Raw genomic sequence first — 16,038 nt, 5'->3', positions numbered from 1 at the left:
TGCTCAACCTTAGGCGTTCGCTCGGGACGGGCGCAGGGCGAGAAGCGCGAGCAGGCGCGCCGCCTCTGCGGCAAGAGCGTCGCGCCCCGCCGCGACATAGGTGCGGGAGTCGACGAGGTCGGGCCGGGCCGTGAGCACCTCGCGCACCGCCCGCGTGAAGAACCCGTTGAGGTGGGTGGAGACGTTGATCTTCGTCATTCCCGCGCGGATGGCCTGGACGAGGACGTCGTCGGGCACCCCGGAGGAGCCGTGGAGCACCAGCGGTACGGGGACCGAGGACTTCAGGCGTGCGATCAGGTCCAGGTCCAGGGCAGCGCCGCGGTCCAGCATCGCGTGCGAGGATCCGACGGCGACCGCCAGGGCATCGACTCCGGTGGCTCCCAAAAAGGCAGCCGCCTCCTCGGGGTCCGTCCGTACTCCCGGGGCGTGGGCGCCGTCCTTGCCCCCGACCTTCCCGAGCTCGGCTTCCACGAAGACGCCCGCGGTATGGGCACGTTCGACGACCCGTGCGGTGGCGGCGACATTGTCCTCGAAGGGCAGGTGGGCGCCGTCGTACATCACCGATCCGAATCCGAGGTCGAACGCCTCGTACACCAGCCGCTCGTCCTCCGCGTGGTCCAGATGGAGGGCCACCGGAACCCGGGCAGCCCGGGCGACCGCAGCGGTACCTGCGGCGATCGGCTCGAGCGCGCCGTGGTAGGCGGCGCAGTTCTGCGAGATCTGGAGGATGACCGGGAGCCCGACGGCTTCCGCTCCTGCAACGATGGCCTCGGCCGTCTCGAGGTGCAGGACGTTGAAACTGCCGAGTCCGCCACCGGAGGCGACGGCCGCGTCGATCAGCGTGCGGGTGGGGGTCAGTCCCATGGGGCATCCTCGTCTGTGGGGCGTTCGACCGTCGATGGGGTTCGTGCCGGACCCGGGGGAGTGCCGAGGCGGCGCAGGACCACGGCGTCCGCCATGACGCGGTACTCCTCGTGGAGCACTCCGGCGGTCGGCATCAGGACGGCCGCGGCGGACCACGACGTCGCGGCGCGCAGGAGGTCCGGGACGCTGGTGGAACCCTGGGCGAGCAGAACTGCCACGGCGGCCACGGCGGCGTCGCCGGCGCCGGTCGGATTGCCGGCGAGCACCGTGGGGAAGCGGGCGTGCCAGCCCTCCCGGTCGTCGGCCGCGAAGGCGAGCATGCCCTCCTCGCCCTGGCTCACGAGGACGAGCCCGGCGCCGAGGGCCAGCAGCGCCCTGGCTCCCCGTTCCGGGTCGGTTTCGCCCGTGGTCTCGAGCAGTTCGTGGTGGTTCGGTTTCAGCACCGTGGCCCCCGCGCGGGCAGCGGCCAGCAGGGCGGGTCCGGACGTGTCGATGATCGTCGGCAGGCCTCCGCGCCGTGCCTCCTCGACCAGGCGCGCGTAGAAGTCCTGCGGGGCGTGAGGGGGAAGGCTGCCCGAGGCGGTCAGGCAGCCGGACTGCGGCAGCCGGTGCAGGACGGCGTCCGAGATCCGGCGCCACTCGTCGGCCGCGAGTTCCCCGCCCTCCTCGTTCAGGAGGGTCGCGGCGCCGGTGGCCCGGTCATGGATCGCGATGCTCCGCCGCGTGGGCGGGGTGACGTCCACCAGGGAGTGCGGGATGCCGCTTTCCGCGAGGTCGGCCCGGAGGAGGGCGCCCGGATCCCCGCCGACGGGGAGGACCGCGTGGACCCCGTACCCGCTCTGGTGGATCACGCGCGCGACGTTCAGGCCCTTGCCGCCTGCCTTCACCACAGGGGGTGCAACACGGTGGGAGTGGCCGGGGTGCAGGGCCGGCACGCTGTAGGTGGTGTCCAGCGCCGGATTCGGGGTGACGGTCAGGACCGGTGCCGGAGTCATCAGTGGACCGCCACGAGGTCCCGGGCGCGCAGGGCTGCGCCGATGAGGCCCGCATCCTGGCCGAGCAGGGACGTCGTCAGGCGCGGCAGCCGAAGGAACGAGATGTCCTCCTCGAGCCGCCGGCGCAGCGGCTCCAGGAGGGCCGGTCCCGCCTGCGCCAGTCCGCCGCCCAGGATCACCGTCTCGGTGCCGATCATGGCGACGAGCTGCCGGATGCTGAAGGCGAGGGCCTCCACGGCGTCGGACCAGATCTCGCGGGCGTCCTCGTCTCCGGCCTGGCCGGCCGCCAGGACCTCACGCGCGCCGGAGACGGCGCGACCGGTGCGCGAGGTGTAGCGGCGCGCGATGGCGCCGGCCGATCCGATGGTCTCCAGGCAGCCCGACGCGCCGCAGGGGCAGGGCAGCCCGCCCGGGACCTGCGCATGGCCGATCTCCCCTGCGTAGCCGCCCGCGCGGACGGGGCGCCCCCCGCTGAACACCGCGCCGGCGATTCCCGTCCCGATGATGAGCACGACGGCGTCGTCGGCGCCCAACCCCGCGCCCGCGCGCATCTCGGCGTCTCCCGCGGCGCTCACGTCGTGGCCGAAGGCGACAGGGAGCCCGGTGGCCTCGCTGACGCGGTCCCGGAACGGGTAGCGGTCCCAGCCGAAGTTGCTGGCGAAGAGCCCCACGCCGGCGGCGTCGTCCACGAGTCCCGGGACCACCAGGCCCAGGGCGCGGATTCCTGTGTCGGGGTATCGGGCGGTGTAGGTCCTGGCCAGCTCGACGACCTGCTCCACCACCACGTCACCCGGGTGTCGCTCGTCGTGGGCCGAGGGGACACGGGCGATTCCGTGGAGGCTGCCGTCCCGATCCATCACCGCGGATTTCGTGTCGGTGCCGCCGACGTCGACAGCCAGGACCGCGGGTCCGGGATCGGCCGGCCCCGCAGGCGCGGGGTGCGCGTTCGGGGGCATGGGCTCAGCTCTCGAGGACCACGGAGCGCGAGAGGTGGCGCGGGGCGTCGGGATCCAGGCTGCGGGAGCGGGCACGGTCCAGGGTGATCCTGTGGACGCGCGCGAGGTCCGCCAGCGGATGGGCGCCGGTGCTGACGTACAGGGCGCCGGTGGCCGCGACCTCCTCCCGCAGGCCGTCCGGCTCCTGGCCGAACACCCAGGTGACCCTGCCGGGCTGTGCGATGGCGATGGGGCCGTGCCGGTATTCCATGGCGGGGTAGGACTCCGTCCAGCCCTGCACTCCCTCGCGCATCTTGAGGGCGGCCTCGTGGGCGAGCCCGACGGTCCAGCCCGTGCCGAGGAAACTGAACTGGTCCGCGGCCAGCAACTCGTCCGGTGTGTCCGTCGTGACCGCAGTGCGTGCATCGGCGACGGCGGACCCGAGGTCCACGCCCACGGAGGTCAGCAGGTACACCAAAGCGGAGGTGGCGAAGCGGGTCTGGACGACGGACGACTCGTCCGCGTAGGGCAACCCGACGACGGCGTCGGCGAGGGCGACGGCAGGCGAGTCGACGTCCCCGAGGACCACGACGGTGGGCACCTTTCCCTTCAGCTCCGACAGCAGGGAGAGGATCTCACTGGTGGTGCCCGAACGCGTGATGGCGACGACGGCGTCGTACGCACGGGACGTGACGGCGGATGCCTCCGATGCCGCATACGCATCGGTCTCGCCGCTGCCGGAGGCTTCGCGGGCGGCGGCATAGGACTGCGCCATGAACCACGACGTCCCACACCCCACGACGGCGACCCTCCGGCCCGGGGCCGGAAGGAGCTGTTCCTGGTTCGCCTGGGCGATGGCGCGTTCCCAGCACTCCGGCTGCGAGGACAGCTCGCTGTCCATGTGCAGGCCGGGGACGGGGGCTGCGGTCGATGATTCGGGAAGCTGGGACACGGGGTTCTCCTGGAGGCCGGTTCGAATTGCTCCATGATTACCCATGAGCGAAGCAGCTGTCCAGAAATCATCTTCGATCACGGACGGGAGGTAGGGGGCGGACGCGGCACCCTGTGTTTCGGTCGTATTGCTTCTTCCCGGAATGCTTGACCTGAGACGTACGTCACGGCATGCTATGGAGGACAAACTGCTCGCTGCTGATTGCTTGGTCCTCCTACTGATCACATTCACTCACCAGCGGCCGGAGTCGGGACCTGCCGAGTCCGCGGTACCTCCCTGTTCTGGGACCCTCTCGAGAAGGAATCATGCAATGAAGAGCAAGCTGAGGATGGGCATGGTGGCGATGGCCGCCGTCGGGACACTCGCTGTGTCCTCCTGCGGTTTCGGCGGCGGCGCGTCGACCGAGTCGGAGGGTGGTGACACGACGATCAACATGCTGGTCCCCAGCTACTCCGACGACACCAAGGCCCTCTGGGAAGGCGTCATCGAGGACTTCGAGGCAGCCAACGACGGCGTGACGGTCAACCTGCAGATCGAATCCTGGGAGAACCTCGAATCGGTGCTCCAGACCAAGATCCAGGCGGGGGAGGCGCCCGACATCTACAACGGCGGCGCGTTCTCGGCCTTCGCCTCCGAGGGACTGCTCTATCCCGCCGAGGACATCGCGTCCGAGGACACCCTGGGCGATTTCCAGGAGTCGTTCGCGGAGAACGAGAGCTTCGACGGCACCCAGTACGGACTGCCTCTCCTGGCCTCCGCCCGTGCCCTGTTCTACAACCAGGACCTGTTCGATGCCGCAGGCGTCGAGGCTCCGCCCACCACCTGGGAGGAACTGCACGACGCCGCCCAGAAGATCACGGCGACGGGCACCCCCGGATACGGCATGCCGCTCGGTTCCGAGGAGGCGCAGGGCGAATCCCTCATCTGGTTCGCCGGCAACGGCGGCGGGTTCGGTGATGCGTCGAAGATCACGGTCGACACTCCCGAGAACCTCGAGGCCGCCGAGTTCATGAAGAAGATGATCACGGACGGCGTCACGCAGCCCGACCCCGGTGCCACGCAGCGTACGCCCATGATCAACGTGTTCCTGCAGGGCAAGATCGGCATGGTCTACGGCCTTCCGCAGACCGTCGGGCAGATCGAGGATGCCAACCCCGACCTGAACTACGGCGTCGCGAATGTCCCCACGAACACCGGGGAGCCCGCCACCCTCGGTGTCGCCGACCGCCTCATGGCCTTCAAGAACGACGAGACGAAGCAGGAAGCCATCACCTCGTTCATGGACTTCTTCTTCGCCGAGGACCAGTACGTGGACTGGGTGCAGAGCGAGGGCTTCCTCCCGACGACGAAGTCGGGATCCGAGGCCATGGCCTCCGACGAGACGCTGAAGCCGTTCCTCGAGATGCTGCCCAACGCGAAGTTCTACCCCACGTCCAACCCCGCGTGGAATGCCACCGATGGCGCCTTCAAGTCCCTCATGGGCCTGCTGGAGACACAGGAACCCGCATCCGTGCTCGAGCAGATCCAGGCAAAGGCCGACGCCGCGGCCTGAGGCACCAGCGGGAGGGGAGCCGGCGTGTCCTCGTCGGCTCCCCTCCTGTCCGAAGAGAACGGTCAGCACCCATGAGTACCTTCCAGCAGCCGCCCATCACGCGGATCCGTACGGCCCGCGGCCAGAACCGGGAAAGCCTCGTCGCTGCGCTTCCCTGGATCGGGCCGGTCCTGATCCTGATCTTCGGCGTCGTCCTGTTCCCCGCCGCCTACATGATCTACAACTCCACCCGGCGGATCAGCCAGGCGGGAACCAACATCGAGGGCGTCGGCTTCGCGAATTTCAGCAGGGTCCTGGCCGATCCCAACCTGCCCCGGATCCTCCTGAACACGCTGGTGTGGGTCGTGGTGGTCGTGACCGTCACCGTTCTCCTCTCGCTCGCGCTCGCGAGTTTCCTCAACAAGCCCTTCCCGGGGCGGACCCTGGTGCGCATGGCGGTCGTGGTCCCCTGGGCCGCGAGCGTGGTCATGACGACGACCGTCTTCTACTACGGCCTGGACCGCGACTACGGCATCATGAACACCTTCCTCGTCGACATCGGGGTGCTCGACAGCCCCTACGGCTTCACGAAGAACGTCGCGACCGCACTCGGCGCTGCCATCGTCGTCGGCATCTTCGTCTCCATCCCCTTCACCACCTACACCCTGCTCGCGGGGCTGCAGGCGGTGCCGGGGGACATCCTCGAAGCCGCGAAGATGGACGGCGCCGGGAGGGTGCGCACCTACTTCCTGGTGGTCCTGCCGCAGCTGCGCAGCGCGCTCGCCGTCGCCGTGCTCATCAACGTCATCAACGTCTTCAACAACCTGCCCATCCTGCGCATCATGACCGGCTCGATCCCCGGCTACAGCGCCGACACCCTCATGACCTACATCTTCAAGGTCCTCCAGTTCGACCGGCGCCTGGACCTCGCCAGTGCACTGAGCGTGATCAACTTCGCCATCGTGATCGTGATCGTGGCCGCGTACGTGAAGATCGTCAAGCCGATGAAGGAGGACTGACATGGCCATCGCGACACCCCAGACGGTTCCTGCGCAGGCGCCGGCGGACGGCCGCGCCAGGAAGTACGGTGCCGACGGAGCCACCGGCGGACGGATGGCGGCCCGCGTCGTCGTCGGGATACTGATCGCCATCGTCTTCCTCGTCCCGTACCTCATCATGCTCGTGGGGTCGCTGAAGACCCGGTCGGAGATCCTCGCGGTCCCGCCGCGCTACTTCCCACAGGACGGACTGCAGGCCGGCAACTACGCGACCATGTGGTCCACCCCCGAGACGCCGCTGACGTACAACCTCATCTCGACGGTGATCATCGCGGTGTTCGCCACCCTGCTCGTCCTGCTCGTCGCGACGCCCGCCGCCTACTACACGGCCCGCTTCAACTTCCCCGGCAAGTGGGCGTTCCTGTTCCTCGTCATCGTGACGCAGATGCTCCAGCCGGCCGTGCTGACGGCGGGGCTCTTCCGGCAGATGCTCGTGCTCGACCTCAACGACACCTGGCTCGCCATGATCCTGATCAACGCGGCCTTCAACCTGTCCTTCGCGCTCTGGATCATGCACAGCTTCTTCGCCGGGATCCCGAAGGAAGTGGACGAGGCAGCCCAGCTGGACGGGGCGAGCCGCCTGGCCGTGCTCTTCCGGATCAACCTGCCGCTCGTCTGGCCGGGTATCGTCACGGCCATCATCTTCACGTTCGTCGCCTCGTGGAACGAGTTCGCCGCCAGCCTGGTCATCATGTCCACCGCGGAGAACCAGCCGCTCTCCGTCGCCCTCACCAAGTTCATCGGTCAGTACGCGACGAGCTGGCAGTACGTCTTCGGGGTGTCGATCGTCGCGATCGTCCCGGTGATCCTCCTCTTCGCCCTCATCGAGAAGCGGCTCATCGGAGGGCTGACGGCAGGATCGGTGAAGTAGGTGGCGGCTGACGCGGTGCGGCGGCCTGCCGTCGAGATCGCCGTCACGTCACCCGCCGGGGCGCGTGCGGCGATCGCAGGGGGAGCGGACCGCGTCGAACTCTGCATCGCCCTCGAACTCGGCGGACTGACCCCCAGCGGGACGATGATCCAGGAGACGGTCGCAACCGGCATCCCGGTGCACGTGCTGATTCGCTGCAGGCCGGGCGGATTCGTCTACTCGTCCGAGGAGATCGGGTGGATGACCGATGAGGCTGCCGGCGCCGTACGCGGAGGCGCAGCGGGCGTGGTGGTCGGCGCCCTGACTGCGCACGGGCGGATCGACACTCCCTCGCTCGCGCGGATCACCGAGGGGGCCCGGGCCGTCGATGCCGGCACGGAGGTGACGTTCCACCGCGCCATCGATCAGCTCCGGGCTCCGGCTGAGCACCTCGACGACCTCGCCGCAGCGGGCGTCGACCGGGTCCTCACCTCCGGTGGCGCCCCCACCGTCGGTCAGGGACTGGCGACGATCGGGACCATGCTGGCGCGGGGAACAGGCCTCGAGATCCAGGCCGGGGGCGGCGTCACGCCCGACCAGCTGCGCCGCATCATCGCGGTCGGCGTGCACGGGGTGCACCTGTCGGCGAAGAAACCGGTACGGCAGGCCCTGGAGAACCGCGTGTCGGTCGGTTCCGCCGACCCGGGCGGCGCCTCCTACGGGACGGACGAGTCCCTGGTCCGGGAAGTGGTCCAGGAAGTGAACCGGGTAGTGCACGGCTGACCCGCCGCCCCTGGTCCGGGTGCGGAACCGCCGGTAGTGCGTCATCGACCGCCGGGGATCAGGATCGACCGCAGCCCGGAGCCTGCCGCCAGTTCGTCCAGCGCCTGTTGTGCATCACCCAGCGGGCGGACGGTGTCGATGAGTTCCTCCAGCGGCAGCTGCCCGGCGAGGTAGAGACGTGACAGGCGGGGGATGTCGACGTGCGCGACGCTGGACCCGTAGTTGCAGCCGAGGATCCGCTTGCCCTGGTCGGCGAGATCGAAGGGGTCGATGGAGGCCCGCGCACCGATGCGCGTCATCCCGACCAGCACCGCAGCCCCGCCGGGGGCCAGCAGCCCCGGCAGGGTCTCGATGACCTTCTCGTTGCCAATGGCCTCGAACGCGAAGTCCACCCCTCCGAGTTCCTCGCTGACGTAGGACGCGAGGTCCGTCGTCCGCGGGTCGACGGTGAGGGTTGCGCCCAGTTCTTCCGCCTTGGTGCGTTTGGCCTCGGACAGGTCGACGGCGATGATCGGGTACGCGCCGGCGAGCTTGAGGCCCATGATGACCGACAGGCCCACCCCGCCGCAGCCGATGACGACCGCCGACGATCCGGCCGGAACATCGGCGGTGTTGAGCACGGCGCCCACGCCGGTCGTCACCGAGCAGCCGAGCAGCGCCCCAACGGTGAACGGGACGTCCTTACCCACCTTCACGGCGGCCGTCTCAGGGACGACGACCTCGCTGGTGAAGGTCCCGAGCCCGAGATAGGGCCACAGGTCCTGCCCGTTCCCGTCGGAGAACGGCGTGCTCCCGTCCGGCAGTGTGTGGTCCAGGGCTGTGGTCCCGGTGCAGAGCCAGCCCCGGCCCGCCGCGCAGTTGACGCACTTCCTGCACGGGGCGAACCAGGACAGGACCACATGGTCCCCGGGCGCCAGGTCCGTGACGTCGGGCCCCGTCTCCTGCACCACGCCGGACGCCTCGTGGCCCAGGACCAGGGGGCGTTCCGTGGGCCAGTCCCCGTTGACGATGTGCAGATCGGAATGGCAGACCCCGGTGGCGCGGATCTCCACGCGGACCTGCCCGCGGTCCGGGGGCCGGACCTGGACGGGTTCGAGGGACGGTCCGGCCCCGGGCCGGAAGGTGAATGCGGAGGTGTCGGTCACGGGCTGTTCCTAGTCGGTGGTGATGGTCTTGGAGAGCGTCTCGTTGCTCTCCCGCAGGTGTGCTTCCTCGGCACCACGGTCGATGGTCCGGCTGAGCAGCAGGTAGGCCACGGACGTGGTCAGGAGGCCCACGAACCAGGCGATGTCCACGCCCCCGAGGGCCGTGGCCATGGGGCCCACGTAGCTCCAGTTCCCGACGGCCGGCAGCAGCATGAACGGAATCTCGGTCAGCAGGCCGATGGCGAAGGCCGCCAGCCCCTGCCAGCCCCAGGCCCCGTAGATGCCCTTCGGGGTGAACAGGTCGGTGATGGCGTAGTGGCCCTTCCGGACGAGGAAGAAGTCGACGAGGTTCGTGGCCGTCCACGGCACCAGGATGTAGAGCATCAGGGTCAGGGCCGAGAAGACGGTCGCGACCGCACCCGAGTTGATGGACGCGGCGATGGCGTACCAGGCGACGGCCAGAGCCAGGATGGTCACCACGCGCGCGGTCGTCCTCGGCTTGATGGGTCGGATCGAATCGATGGTCGTGAGCACCGTCAGCATCCCGCCGTAGGCGTTCATGCCCATGGTCGCCGTGAGCGCAAGCGCGGAGAGCAGGGCGGCCGCGTCCCCCAGGCGGGCAAAGACGGAGTTGCCCGCGGTCTGGAGCCCGACGAGCCCGTCCGTCGCACCCAGCGCGATCGACAGCCAGGCGCCGAGGATGATCAGCCAGATCGCCGAAGACGAGGCGCCGAAGAAGACCGCGGCGATCACCGACCGGGCACGGGTGGTGGTGGGCAGGTAGCGGGAGTAGTCAGAGACGTACGGGGCATACGTGATGTTGTAGGCAGCGCAGGCGGCGAACTGGGCCATGAAGGCCGGCCAGGAGAATCCGTACTCCCCGCCGCTCAACGACCCACCGGCAGCGCCGGTGATGACGCCGATGGTCAGGATCGTCATGATCGGCAGCGAGACGTACAGCAGGATGCGGAACGCCTTATGCAGCCAGTCGTGGCCGAAGATGGCCAGGACCACCCCGGCGAGGGTTGCCAGCACGGCGATCACGGTGGGGTTCCAGCCGAAGGAGCCGCTGAGGCCTTCGCTGAGAAGCACGGTGTCGGCGACGTTGAAGGCCATGTAGGTGAACAGCGTGGCCAGGAGCGGCACGATCACGCCGCGATAGCCGAACTGCGCCCGTGACTGGATCAGCTGGGGGAGGCCCATGGTCGGGCCCTGGGACGCGTGGAAGGCCATGAACACGGTGCCGACGGCGATGCCCAGGATGCTGGCGAGCACGGTCCAGCCGAAGGACAGTCCCAGGGAGGGGCCGATGAAGCCGATCGGGATGGAGAAGTACTGGAAGTTGCCCAGGAACCACAGGGGTGCCTGATGCCACAGCTTCCCGTGGCGTTCGTTCTCGGGGACCCAGTCGATCGAGCGGGCCTCGATCAGCGGGGGAGCCGGGGCGGAGGTCTGGTCGTTCGGAACGTGCGACATGGTCACCTTCGTCGGTAGGGGCTGGAAGGGCCGCCGTCGTCGCCGTGCTGGCGGCGGGCTGCAGGTCGGGGACGGCGCCTGCTCCCGGGAGGAACAGGCGTTGCCCCAGAATATGACGTGGTTCACACTTAACCAAATACTATTTGGTAACGCGATCCGGCATTCCTCGTGCTCGCTGGGGAAGGAGAATCCGGGTCTGCCATACTCGGAGAATGGCACGGCCACGCAAGCAACTGTTGTCGCGGGACATCATCCTCGAAGCCGCCCTGGAGCTCGTCGGCAGGCACCGCGACTTCACGATCACCGGGATCGCCCAGCACCTCGGCGTCAATCCCTCCTCGCTGTATCACCACATGATCGGGGGCAGGGACGAGATCATCGAAGCCCTCCGGGAGCGGATCTACCGCGAGATCGACCTCGGCGCGCTGGGTGGGGCGGACGCGAGCTGGCAGTCGAGGATCGAGTACTGGGTCCTGGCCTACCGGGAGGCCGTGGCCCGCTACCCTTCGGCGATCCCGCTGCTCCTGGGGCGCATGGTCGATGACGCGCCGACGCTGGCCCTGTACGAGGTCTTGGCATCGGCTCTCGTCGAGGCCGGCGTGCCGCGGGAGCAGCACCTGGCGGTGATCTCCATGCTCGACGCCCTGGTCTTCGGATCGGCTCTCGACGCTGCGTCCCCCGATCCGCTCTGGCTGTCCACCGCGGACGCGCATCCCGCACTGCACGGGGCCGGCGCCTCGGAGGCCGCCCCGGACCGCATCGGGGAAGGCCTGCGTCTGGGGATCCGGGCGGCGATCAGCTACCTGGAGGTCTCGCGGGCCGGGCTCGACCGAGTATGAGAATCGGGTACGGCATAGGAACGCGGGCCGCACTGTTTCTCCCAGATCGTCCGGATGTCTCCTAGCATCGCGCCCCGGCGCTCGTGGGGTTGGTTGTGGATCCTTGCGGGCGGCGCCCTGTTGACCCAGACCGCACTCAACCTCGTACGGCCCGTCACCACCTACAAGCTTCTGGCCCTCGACGCCGACACCACCACCATCGGCCTGGTGACTGCCGCCTACGCCCTCATCCCCCTGCTCAGTGCGTTGCCGCTCGGACGCCTCAGTGACAGGATGCGGCGGCTGAGCCGGCTGGTCGCCCTGGGAGCGGCCCTGCTCGGCCTGGGCTCCCTGGCGCTTGCGCTGTCCTCCAGCATCGCCCTCGTGGCAGGAGCCAATGCACTGCTGGGGTTCGGGCATCTGGTCTTCACCATCGCCGGTCAGACCCTGATCACCCGCCACGCCCGTCCCGGGCAGATGAACGCCGCCTTCGGATGGTTCACGGCGGCCTTCTCCGCCGGGCAACTCGCCGGCCCACTGATCGCAGGCCTCCTGCTGGGATCCAGCCTCGGAACGGTCTCCGCCGAGCGCTCCGCCAGCATCACGGTAGCCCTGTGGGTCGGTGCGTGCCTGTCGCTGCTGGCGGCTCCGGTCGTGCTGATCCGCACCGTCCGGCCACCCGGGAGCAAGACCCCTGCCGCCGGCACTCCCGGGGGTCCCGAACAGCCCGACGACGGACGCTCCCTGCCTGCCCGGGAACGGGCGACGCTCTCGGCGATCCTGGGCCGAACGGGTGTGCCGTCACACATGCTGGCATCCCTGTCGCTGCTGGCAATGCTGGACATCCTGACCGCCTTCCTTCCGCTTGCGGGGGAGGAGGCGGGCATCCCACCCGCCCAGATCGGGGTGCTGCTGGCCATCCGCGGGGCTGCTTCCATCCTGTCCCGATCCTGCCTGCCCTGGCTGTCCTCCCGACTGTCGTCGCGGGCGCTGCTGCTCGTCAGCCTGTACGGATCCGGAGTGGCCCTGATCTTCCCCCCGCTGACCGTCGGCCAGCCGTGGATCGTCGTACCGCTGCTGGTCGTCGGCGGGTTCTGCCTCGGTCTCGGGCAGCCGTTGACGATGACGCTCGTCTCCACCGCCGTCCCCGACGGGTGGCGGGGGACGGCTCTTGCCGTCCGGCTGACCGGCAACCGCGTAGGACAGGTCGTCATGCCGATCACCGCCGGTTTTCTCGCCGCCCCGCTGGGCGCGGCCGGCGCCATCTGGTTCAGCTGCGCGGTCCTCCTCGTCAGCGCGTGCGAGAAGACCGCCCGCCGCTAGGGGCGAGTCATCCGGCGTCCGATGCCGGCCGGAACATCCGAATGCACCCGGCGGGTCGGTACTCGCCGGGTGCATCCTGGTGTCCTAGTGGTCGGCGGTCGCCCGCGCCGGTCCGGCCTTCGCCTCGCCGCGCAGGCTCCACGCCGCCAGCACGGACGCCCCCACCATGAGCAGGGCTGCGATGCCGGAGGTGACCGTCACGCCGCTGTCGAAGGCGGCGAACGCCGAATCCCGCAGGAGCGCGGCGGAGGCCGGGCCGAGCTGCGTCCCGACCTCGACGGCACCGCCGAGGGTCTCCGTGGACGACTCCACCTGTGCGGAGGTGAGGCCCGCGGGGAGCATCAGGTTGCGCTGGTAGGAGGCGAGCAGGATGCTGCCCAGCACCGCGGTGCCGAGGACCGAGCCGACCTCGTAGGCCGTCTCCGAGACGGCGGAGGCGGCTCCGGCCTTGTCGGCCGGCACCGTGGACAGGATCAGGTCATTGGAGACCGTCTCCGACGCTCCCACGCCGATCCCGAGGATGACGAAGGCGACCAGGAGGAAGCCCGCGGATCCGCCCTCGCCGAGCAGGGCGATCATCGCGTAGGCAACGGCCGAGAAGAGCAGCGACACCGAGACGACGGCATGCGGTGGCAGCCGCCGGGCGAGCGGCACGACGCCGAGGCCGGCGACGATGGTCACCAGGAGGCCCGGCAGCAGCACGAGCCCGGCGTCGAGCGGGGTGTAGCCCAGGATCAGCTGCAGGTGCTGCGAGACGAAGAACAGGAACCCGACGAGCGAGAAGATCGCGAGGAGGTTCACGAGGACGGCTCCCGTGAAGGCTCGCACCGTGAACAGGCGGACGTCGAGCATCGGGTCGCGCCGCTGGAGCTGGCGCACGACGAACGCGGTGCCAGCGGCGAGGCCGATGAATGCCGCGGTCACCGAGACGAGCAGCGGGCCTCCCTTCGCCAGGTTCTTGATGGCGTAGACGACCGGCAGCATCGTCGCGATGGACAGCACGATGCTGGCGTAGTCCACGCGGCCCGGGTTCGAGTCCCTGGACTCGGGCACGACGGCCGGGGTCAGCGCGAGCATGAGGACGAGGACGGGCACTGCGAGGAGGAACACCGAGCCCCACCAGAAGTGCTCGAGCAGGACACCGCCGAGCAGGGGGCCGAGGGCGGCGCCGGCCGAGAATCCCGCGGCCCAGACCGCGATGGCGATCCGCCGCTGGTTCCGGTCGGCGAAGATGTTGCGGATCAGCGACAGGGTCGACGGCATGAGCATGGCACCGAACACACCGAGGCCGACGCGGGACGCGACGAGGAAGGCCGCGGTCGGGGCGAAGGCTGCCACCACGGAGAAGAGGGCGAAGCCGGCCGCGCCGATCATGAGCAGGCGCCGGCGGCCGAAGCGGTCGCCCAGGCTGCCCATCGCGACCAGGAGTCCCGCGAGGACGAGGGGGTAGCTGTCCACGATCCAGAGCAGTGTGGTGCCGCTCGTTGCGAAGTAGCGGGAGATCTCCGGCAGCGCGAAGCTCAGGACGGTGTTGTCGACCGAGACCAGCAGCACCGGCAGCATCAGCACGGCCAGGGAGAACCATTCGCGGCGGCCGGCAAGGGAGGGAGAGGAGGAGGGGGAAACGGCACGCGGGTTCACCCCGGTGCGTGCGGAGGTGGAGGGTGTGGTGGTCATCCATCCAAGCTATACCGTCCAGCCGGTACAGTACAACAAAAGTGACCGGTATCATCGAGGAGTGTCCAGTTCCCGTGAACGCATCCTCGACAGCTTCGAGCACGCGCTGATCCGCGACGGTGAGAGGGCCGCCACCATGGAGGCGGTCGCCGCCGCCGCCGACGTCTCCAAGGGCGGCCTGCTGTATCACTTCCCCTCCAAGGAGGCGCTGGTGGACGGGCTCGCGGACCGGCTCCGGGGACTGGCCGACAAGGACCGCGAGGCCATGACGTCGGCGCCGGACGGAGCGGCCCGCTACTACGTCCGCACCTCCGTGTTCGAGGACAGCGCCCTCGACCGGGCCCTCGTCTCGATGGCCCGTCTCGCCCAGCAGGGCCACCCCACGGCGAAGGCCTCCCTCGCCGGGATCCAGGAACGGTGGCTGGACGCCCTCGAGGCCCAGCTCGGTGATCGCACGACGGCGCGCGCCGTCAAGCTGCTGGGCGACGGGCTCTACTACGATGCCGCGTTCTTCGCCTCCGCCGGTGCCGGCCGGACCAGCAGCGAGGAGATCGAGGAACTGCTCGACGTCGTCGACCTGATCGTCTCCGCCCGCAGGGCCGCCGGCTCCTGACCGCCGCTCCAGCCATGCGTCCAGGAGGATCCGACCCTAGAGTGGGCCGTGCAGGAATACCCTGCACACCCAGCAACCACCGACCAGGGATGACGATGATCAAGGGTTTCAAGGACTTTATTCTCCGCGGCAATGTCGTCGAACTGGCCATCGCCGTCGTGATCGGCGGCGCCTTCACCGCCCTCGTGGGGGCCTTCACCGCGAACATCATCAACCCGATCATCGCGTCCGCGGGCGGCGTCGATGCCGCCGGGTTCGGTTTCCGCATCCGGCCGGGCAACGATGCCACCTTCGTCGACATCGGTGCCGTCATCACGGCGGCGGTCTCGTTCCTCATCACGGCGGCCGTGGTCTACTTCCTCTTCGTCGTCCCCCTGAACCACGCGCACCGGCGCCTCCACCACCGCACCGCTGCCCCGGAGCCGGCGGAGGAGCCGATTCCTGTGGATATCGCCCTGCTGACGGAGATGCGCGACCTGCTGAAGGACATGGCGGGTCGGGACGTCCGGCAATGAGGGGGCAGGAGGCGGCGGTGCGCGTCGCCCCTCCGGTTCCGGTCGCGGATGGGAGCGACGGATCCGCAGCACCGCTCCCGGGGAGGGTTCGATGAACGACGACGCTGCGCGCCGCCGCACCCAGCGCGCCGCGGCGGGTGCGCGGCTCGACCGCCTGGCCGGCGGGCTGCTGGACCGTGCCGGCGTCGGGCGCACCACGATGTTCGGGAGTGCTGCGATCTCCCTGAGTGGAAAGCTGTTCGCCCTGGTCGACAGGGAGGGCCGGCTCATGGTCAAGGTGCCCGCGGAACGCGCAGCGGACCTCGTCGCCCAGGGTGCTGCGGTTCCGGCGCGGATCGGACGAGGGACGGCCCGTGAATGGGTGAGCATCGCGCCGGAGGGGTCGGGGACCGAGGACCAGGACCGCGAGTGGACCGTGTTCCTGCTCGAGGCCTACGACTACGCCGTCCGGCTCCAGGTGGACAGCTCCGACGCCGCCCCGGCCTGAGTCCGTCCGCGGGATC

Annotated in this window: 16 protein-coding genes; 9 read left to right on the top strand and 7 right to left on the bottom strand. The window is 69.5% G+C overall.

The features are described 5' to 3' along the window. Nucleotides 1–9 precede the first annotated feature (9 nt). Genes ACX80J_RS04975 through ACX80J_RS04960 form a run of 4 tightly spaced genes read right to left on the bottom strand, consistent with a single transcriptional unit; the run spans nucleotide 10 to nucleotide 3,695 of the window. A complete protein-coding gene (locus tag ACX80J_RS04975; RefSeq protein ID WP_459347061.1) occupies nucleotides 10–864 on the bottom strand; it encodes a class II fructose-bisphosphate aldolase in 855 nt (284 codons plus the stop codon). Next, complete coding sequence (locus tag ACX80J_RS04970) at nucleotides 855–1,859, bottom strand: 1-phosphofructokinase family hexose kinase (RefSeq protein WP_459347060.1); 1,005 nt, start codon at nucleotides 1,857–1,859, stop codon at nucleotides 855–857. Before ACX80J_RS04970 ends, ACX80J_RS04975 begins: the two co-directional genes overlap by 10 nt. Next, nucleotides 1,859–2,815: an ROK family protein gene (locus ACX80J_RS04965; protein ID WP_459347059.1), complete on the bottom strand. Its 957-nt coding sequence runs from the start codon at nucleotides 2,813–2,815 to the stop codon at nucleotides 1,859–1,861. Before ACX80J_RS04965 ends, ACX80J_RS04970 begins: the two co-directional genes overlap by 1 nt. Nucleotides 2,816–2,819: 4 nt before the next feature. Beyond that, on the bottom strand, nucleotides 2,820–3,695 hold the full coding sequence (locus ACX80J_RS04960) for an SIS domain-containing protein (protein ID WP_459347442.1): 876 nt from the start codon (nucleotides 3,693–3,695) through the stop codon (nucleotides 2,820–2,822). Between the two features lie 361 nt (nucleotides 3,696–4,056). Between ACX80J_RS04960 and ACX80J_RS04955 the strand changes: the two genes are divergently transcribed. The 4 genes from ACX80J_RS04955 to ACX80J_RS04940 all read left to right on the top strand — a co-directional run bounded on the left by ACX80J_RS04955 (nucleotide 4,057) and on the right by ACX80J_RS04940 (nucleotide 7,968). Continuing rightward, nucleotides 4,057–5,298 carry an extracellular solute-binding protein gene (locus ACX80J_RS04955; protein ID WP_459347058.1) on the top strand — a complete coding sequence of 414 codons (1,242 nt, stop codon included), beginning with the start codon at nucleotides 4,057–4,059 and terminating at the stop codon, nucleotides 5,296–5,298. A 71-nt stretch (nucleotides 5,299–5,369) separates the two neighbouring features. After that, nucleotides 5,370–6,296, top strand: coding sequence for a carbohydrate ABC transporter permease (locus ACX80J_RS04950; RefSeq protein WP_459343950.1), 927 nt, complete (start codon nucleotides 5,370–5,372; stop codon nucleotides 6,294–6,296). A 1-nt stretch (nucleotide 6,297) separates the two neighbouring features. After that, entirely contained in the window at nucleotides 6,298–7,206 is a 909-nt protein-coding gene (locus ACX80J_RS04945; protein WP_459343949.1) for a carbohydrate ABC transporter permease, read from the top strand. Continuing rightward, nucleotides 7,207–7,968: a copper homeostasis protein CutC gene (locus ACX80J_RS04940; protein ID WP_459347057.1), complete on the top strand. Its 762-nt coding sequence runs from the start codon at nucleotides 7,207–7,209 to the stop codon at nucleotides 7,966–7,968. It abuts the gene before it with no gap. Between the two features lie 41 nt (nucleotides 7,969–8,009). Here the strand turns inward: ACX80J_RS04940 and ACX80J_RS04935 are convergent, their stop codons facing one another. Together ACX80J_RS04935 and ACX80J_RS04930 are read right to left on the bottom strand one after the other, a co-directional pair. Next, nucleotides 8,010–9,113 (bottom strand): alcohol dehydrogenase catalytic domain-containing protein, encoded by a 1,104-nt coding sequence (locus ACX80J_RS04935; protein WP_459347056.1) that lies wholly within the window; start codon nucleotides 9,111–9,113, stop codon nucleotides 8,010–8,012. 9 nt (nucleotides 9,114–9,122) lie between these two features. Beyond that, a complete protein-coding gene (locus ACX80J_RS04930; protein ID WP_459347055.1) occupies nucleotides 9,123–10,589 on the bottom strand; it encodes a purine-cytosine permease family protein in 1,467 nt (488 codons plus the stop codon). A 212-nt stretch (nucleotides 10,590–10,801) separates the two neighbouring features. On the opposite strand from ACX80J_RS04930, the gene ACX80J_RS04925 reads away from it, so the two are divergent. Both ACX80J_RS04925 and ACX80J_RS04920 read left to right on the top strand, forming a co-directional pair. Next, entirely contained in the window at nucleotides 10,802–11,428 is a 627-nt protein-coding gene (locus ACX80J_RS04925; RefSeq protein ID WP_459347054.1) for a TetR/AcrR family transcriptional regulator, read from the top strand. A 54-nt stretch (nucleotides 11,429–11,482) separates the two neighbouring features. After that, nucleotides 11,483–12,730, top strand: a complete 1,248-nt coding sequence (locus ACX80J_RS04920) for an MFS transporter (protein WP_459347053.1) — start codon at nucleotides 11,483–11,485, stop codon at nucleotides 12,728–12,730. An 84-nt stretch (nucleotides 12,731–12,814) separates the two neighbouring features. Here the strand turns inward: ACX80J_RS04920 and ACX80J_RS04915 are convergent, their stop codons facing one another. Beyond that, nucleotides 12,815–14,407, bottom strand: coding sequence for an MFS transporter (locus tag ACX80J_RS04915; protein ID WP_459347052.1), 1,593 nt, complete (start codon nucleotides 14,405–14,407; stop codon nucleotides 12,815–12,817). 61 nt (nucleotides 14,408–14,468) lie between these two features. Between ACX80J_RS04915 and ACX80J_RS04910 the strand changes: the two genes are divergently transcribed. From ACX80J_RS04910 to ACX80J_RS04900, 3 genes are all read left to right on the top strand, one after another. Then, nucleotides 14,469–15,020: a TetR/AcrR family transcriptional regulator gene (locus ACX80J_RS04910; protein WP_459347051.1), complete on the top strand. Its 552-nt coding sequence runs from the start codon at nucleotides 14,469–14,471 to the stop codon at nucleotides 15,018–15,020. Between the two features lie 95 nt (nucleotides 15,021–15,115). Then, nucleotides 15,116–15,535 (top strand): large conductance mechanosensitive channel protein MscL, encoded by a 420-nt coding sequence (gene mscL, locus ACX80J_RS04905; protein ID WP_459343941.1) that lies wholly within the window; start codon nucleotides 15,116–15,118, stop codon nucleotides 15,533–15,535. Nucleotides 15,536–15,626: 91 nt separating this feature from the next. Further along, nucleotides 15,627–16,022, top strand: coding sequence for a TfoX/Sxy family protein (locus tag ACX80J_RS04900; RefSeq protein ID WP_459343940.1), 396 nt, complete (start codon nucleotides 15,627–15,629; stop codon nucleotides 16,020–16,022). Nucleotides 16,023–16,038 lie beyond the last annotated feature (16 nt).

This window comes from Arthrobacter rhamnosi (assembly GCF_054510975.1).
The sequence above is the reverse complement of the archived record's forward strand: the minus strand, read 5'-3'. Positions and strand labels throughout refer to the sequence as shown.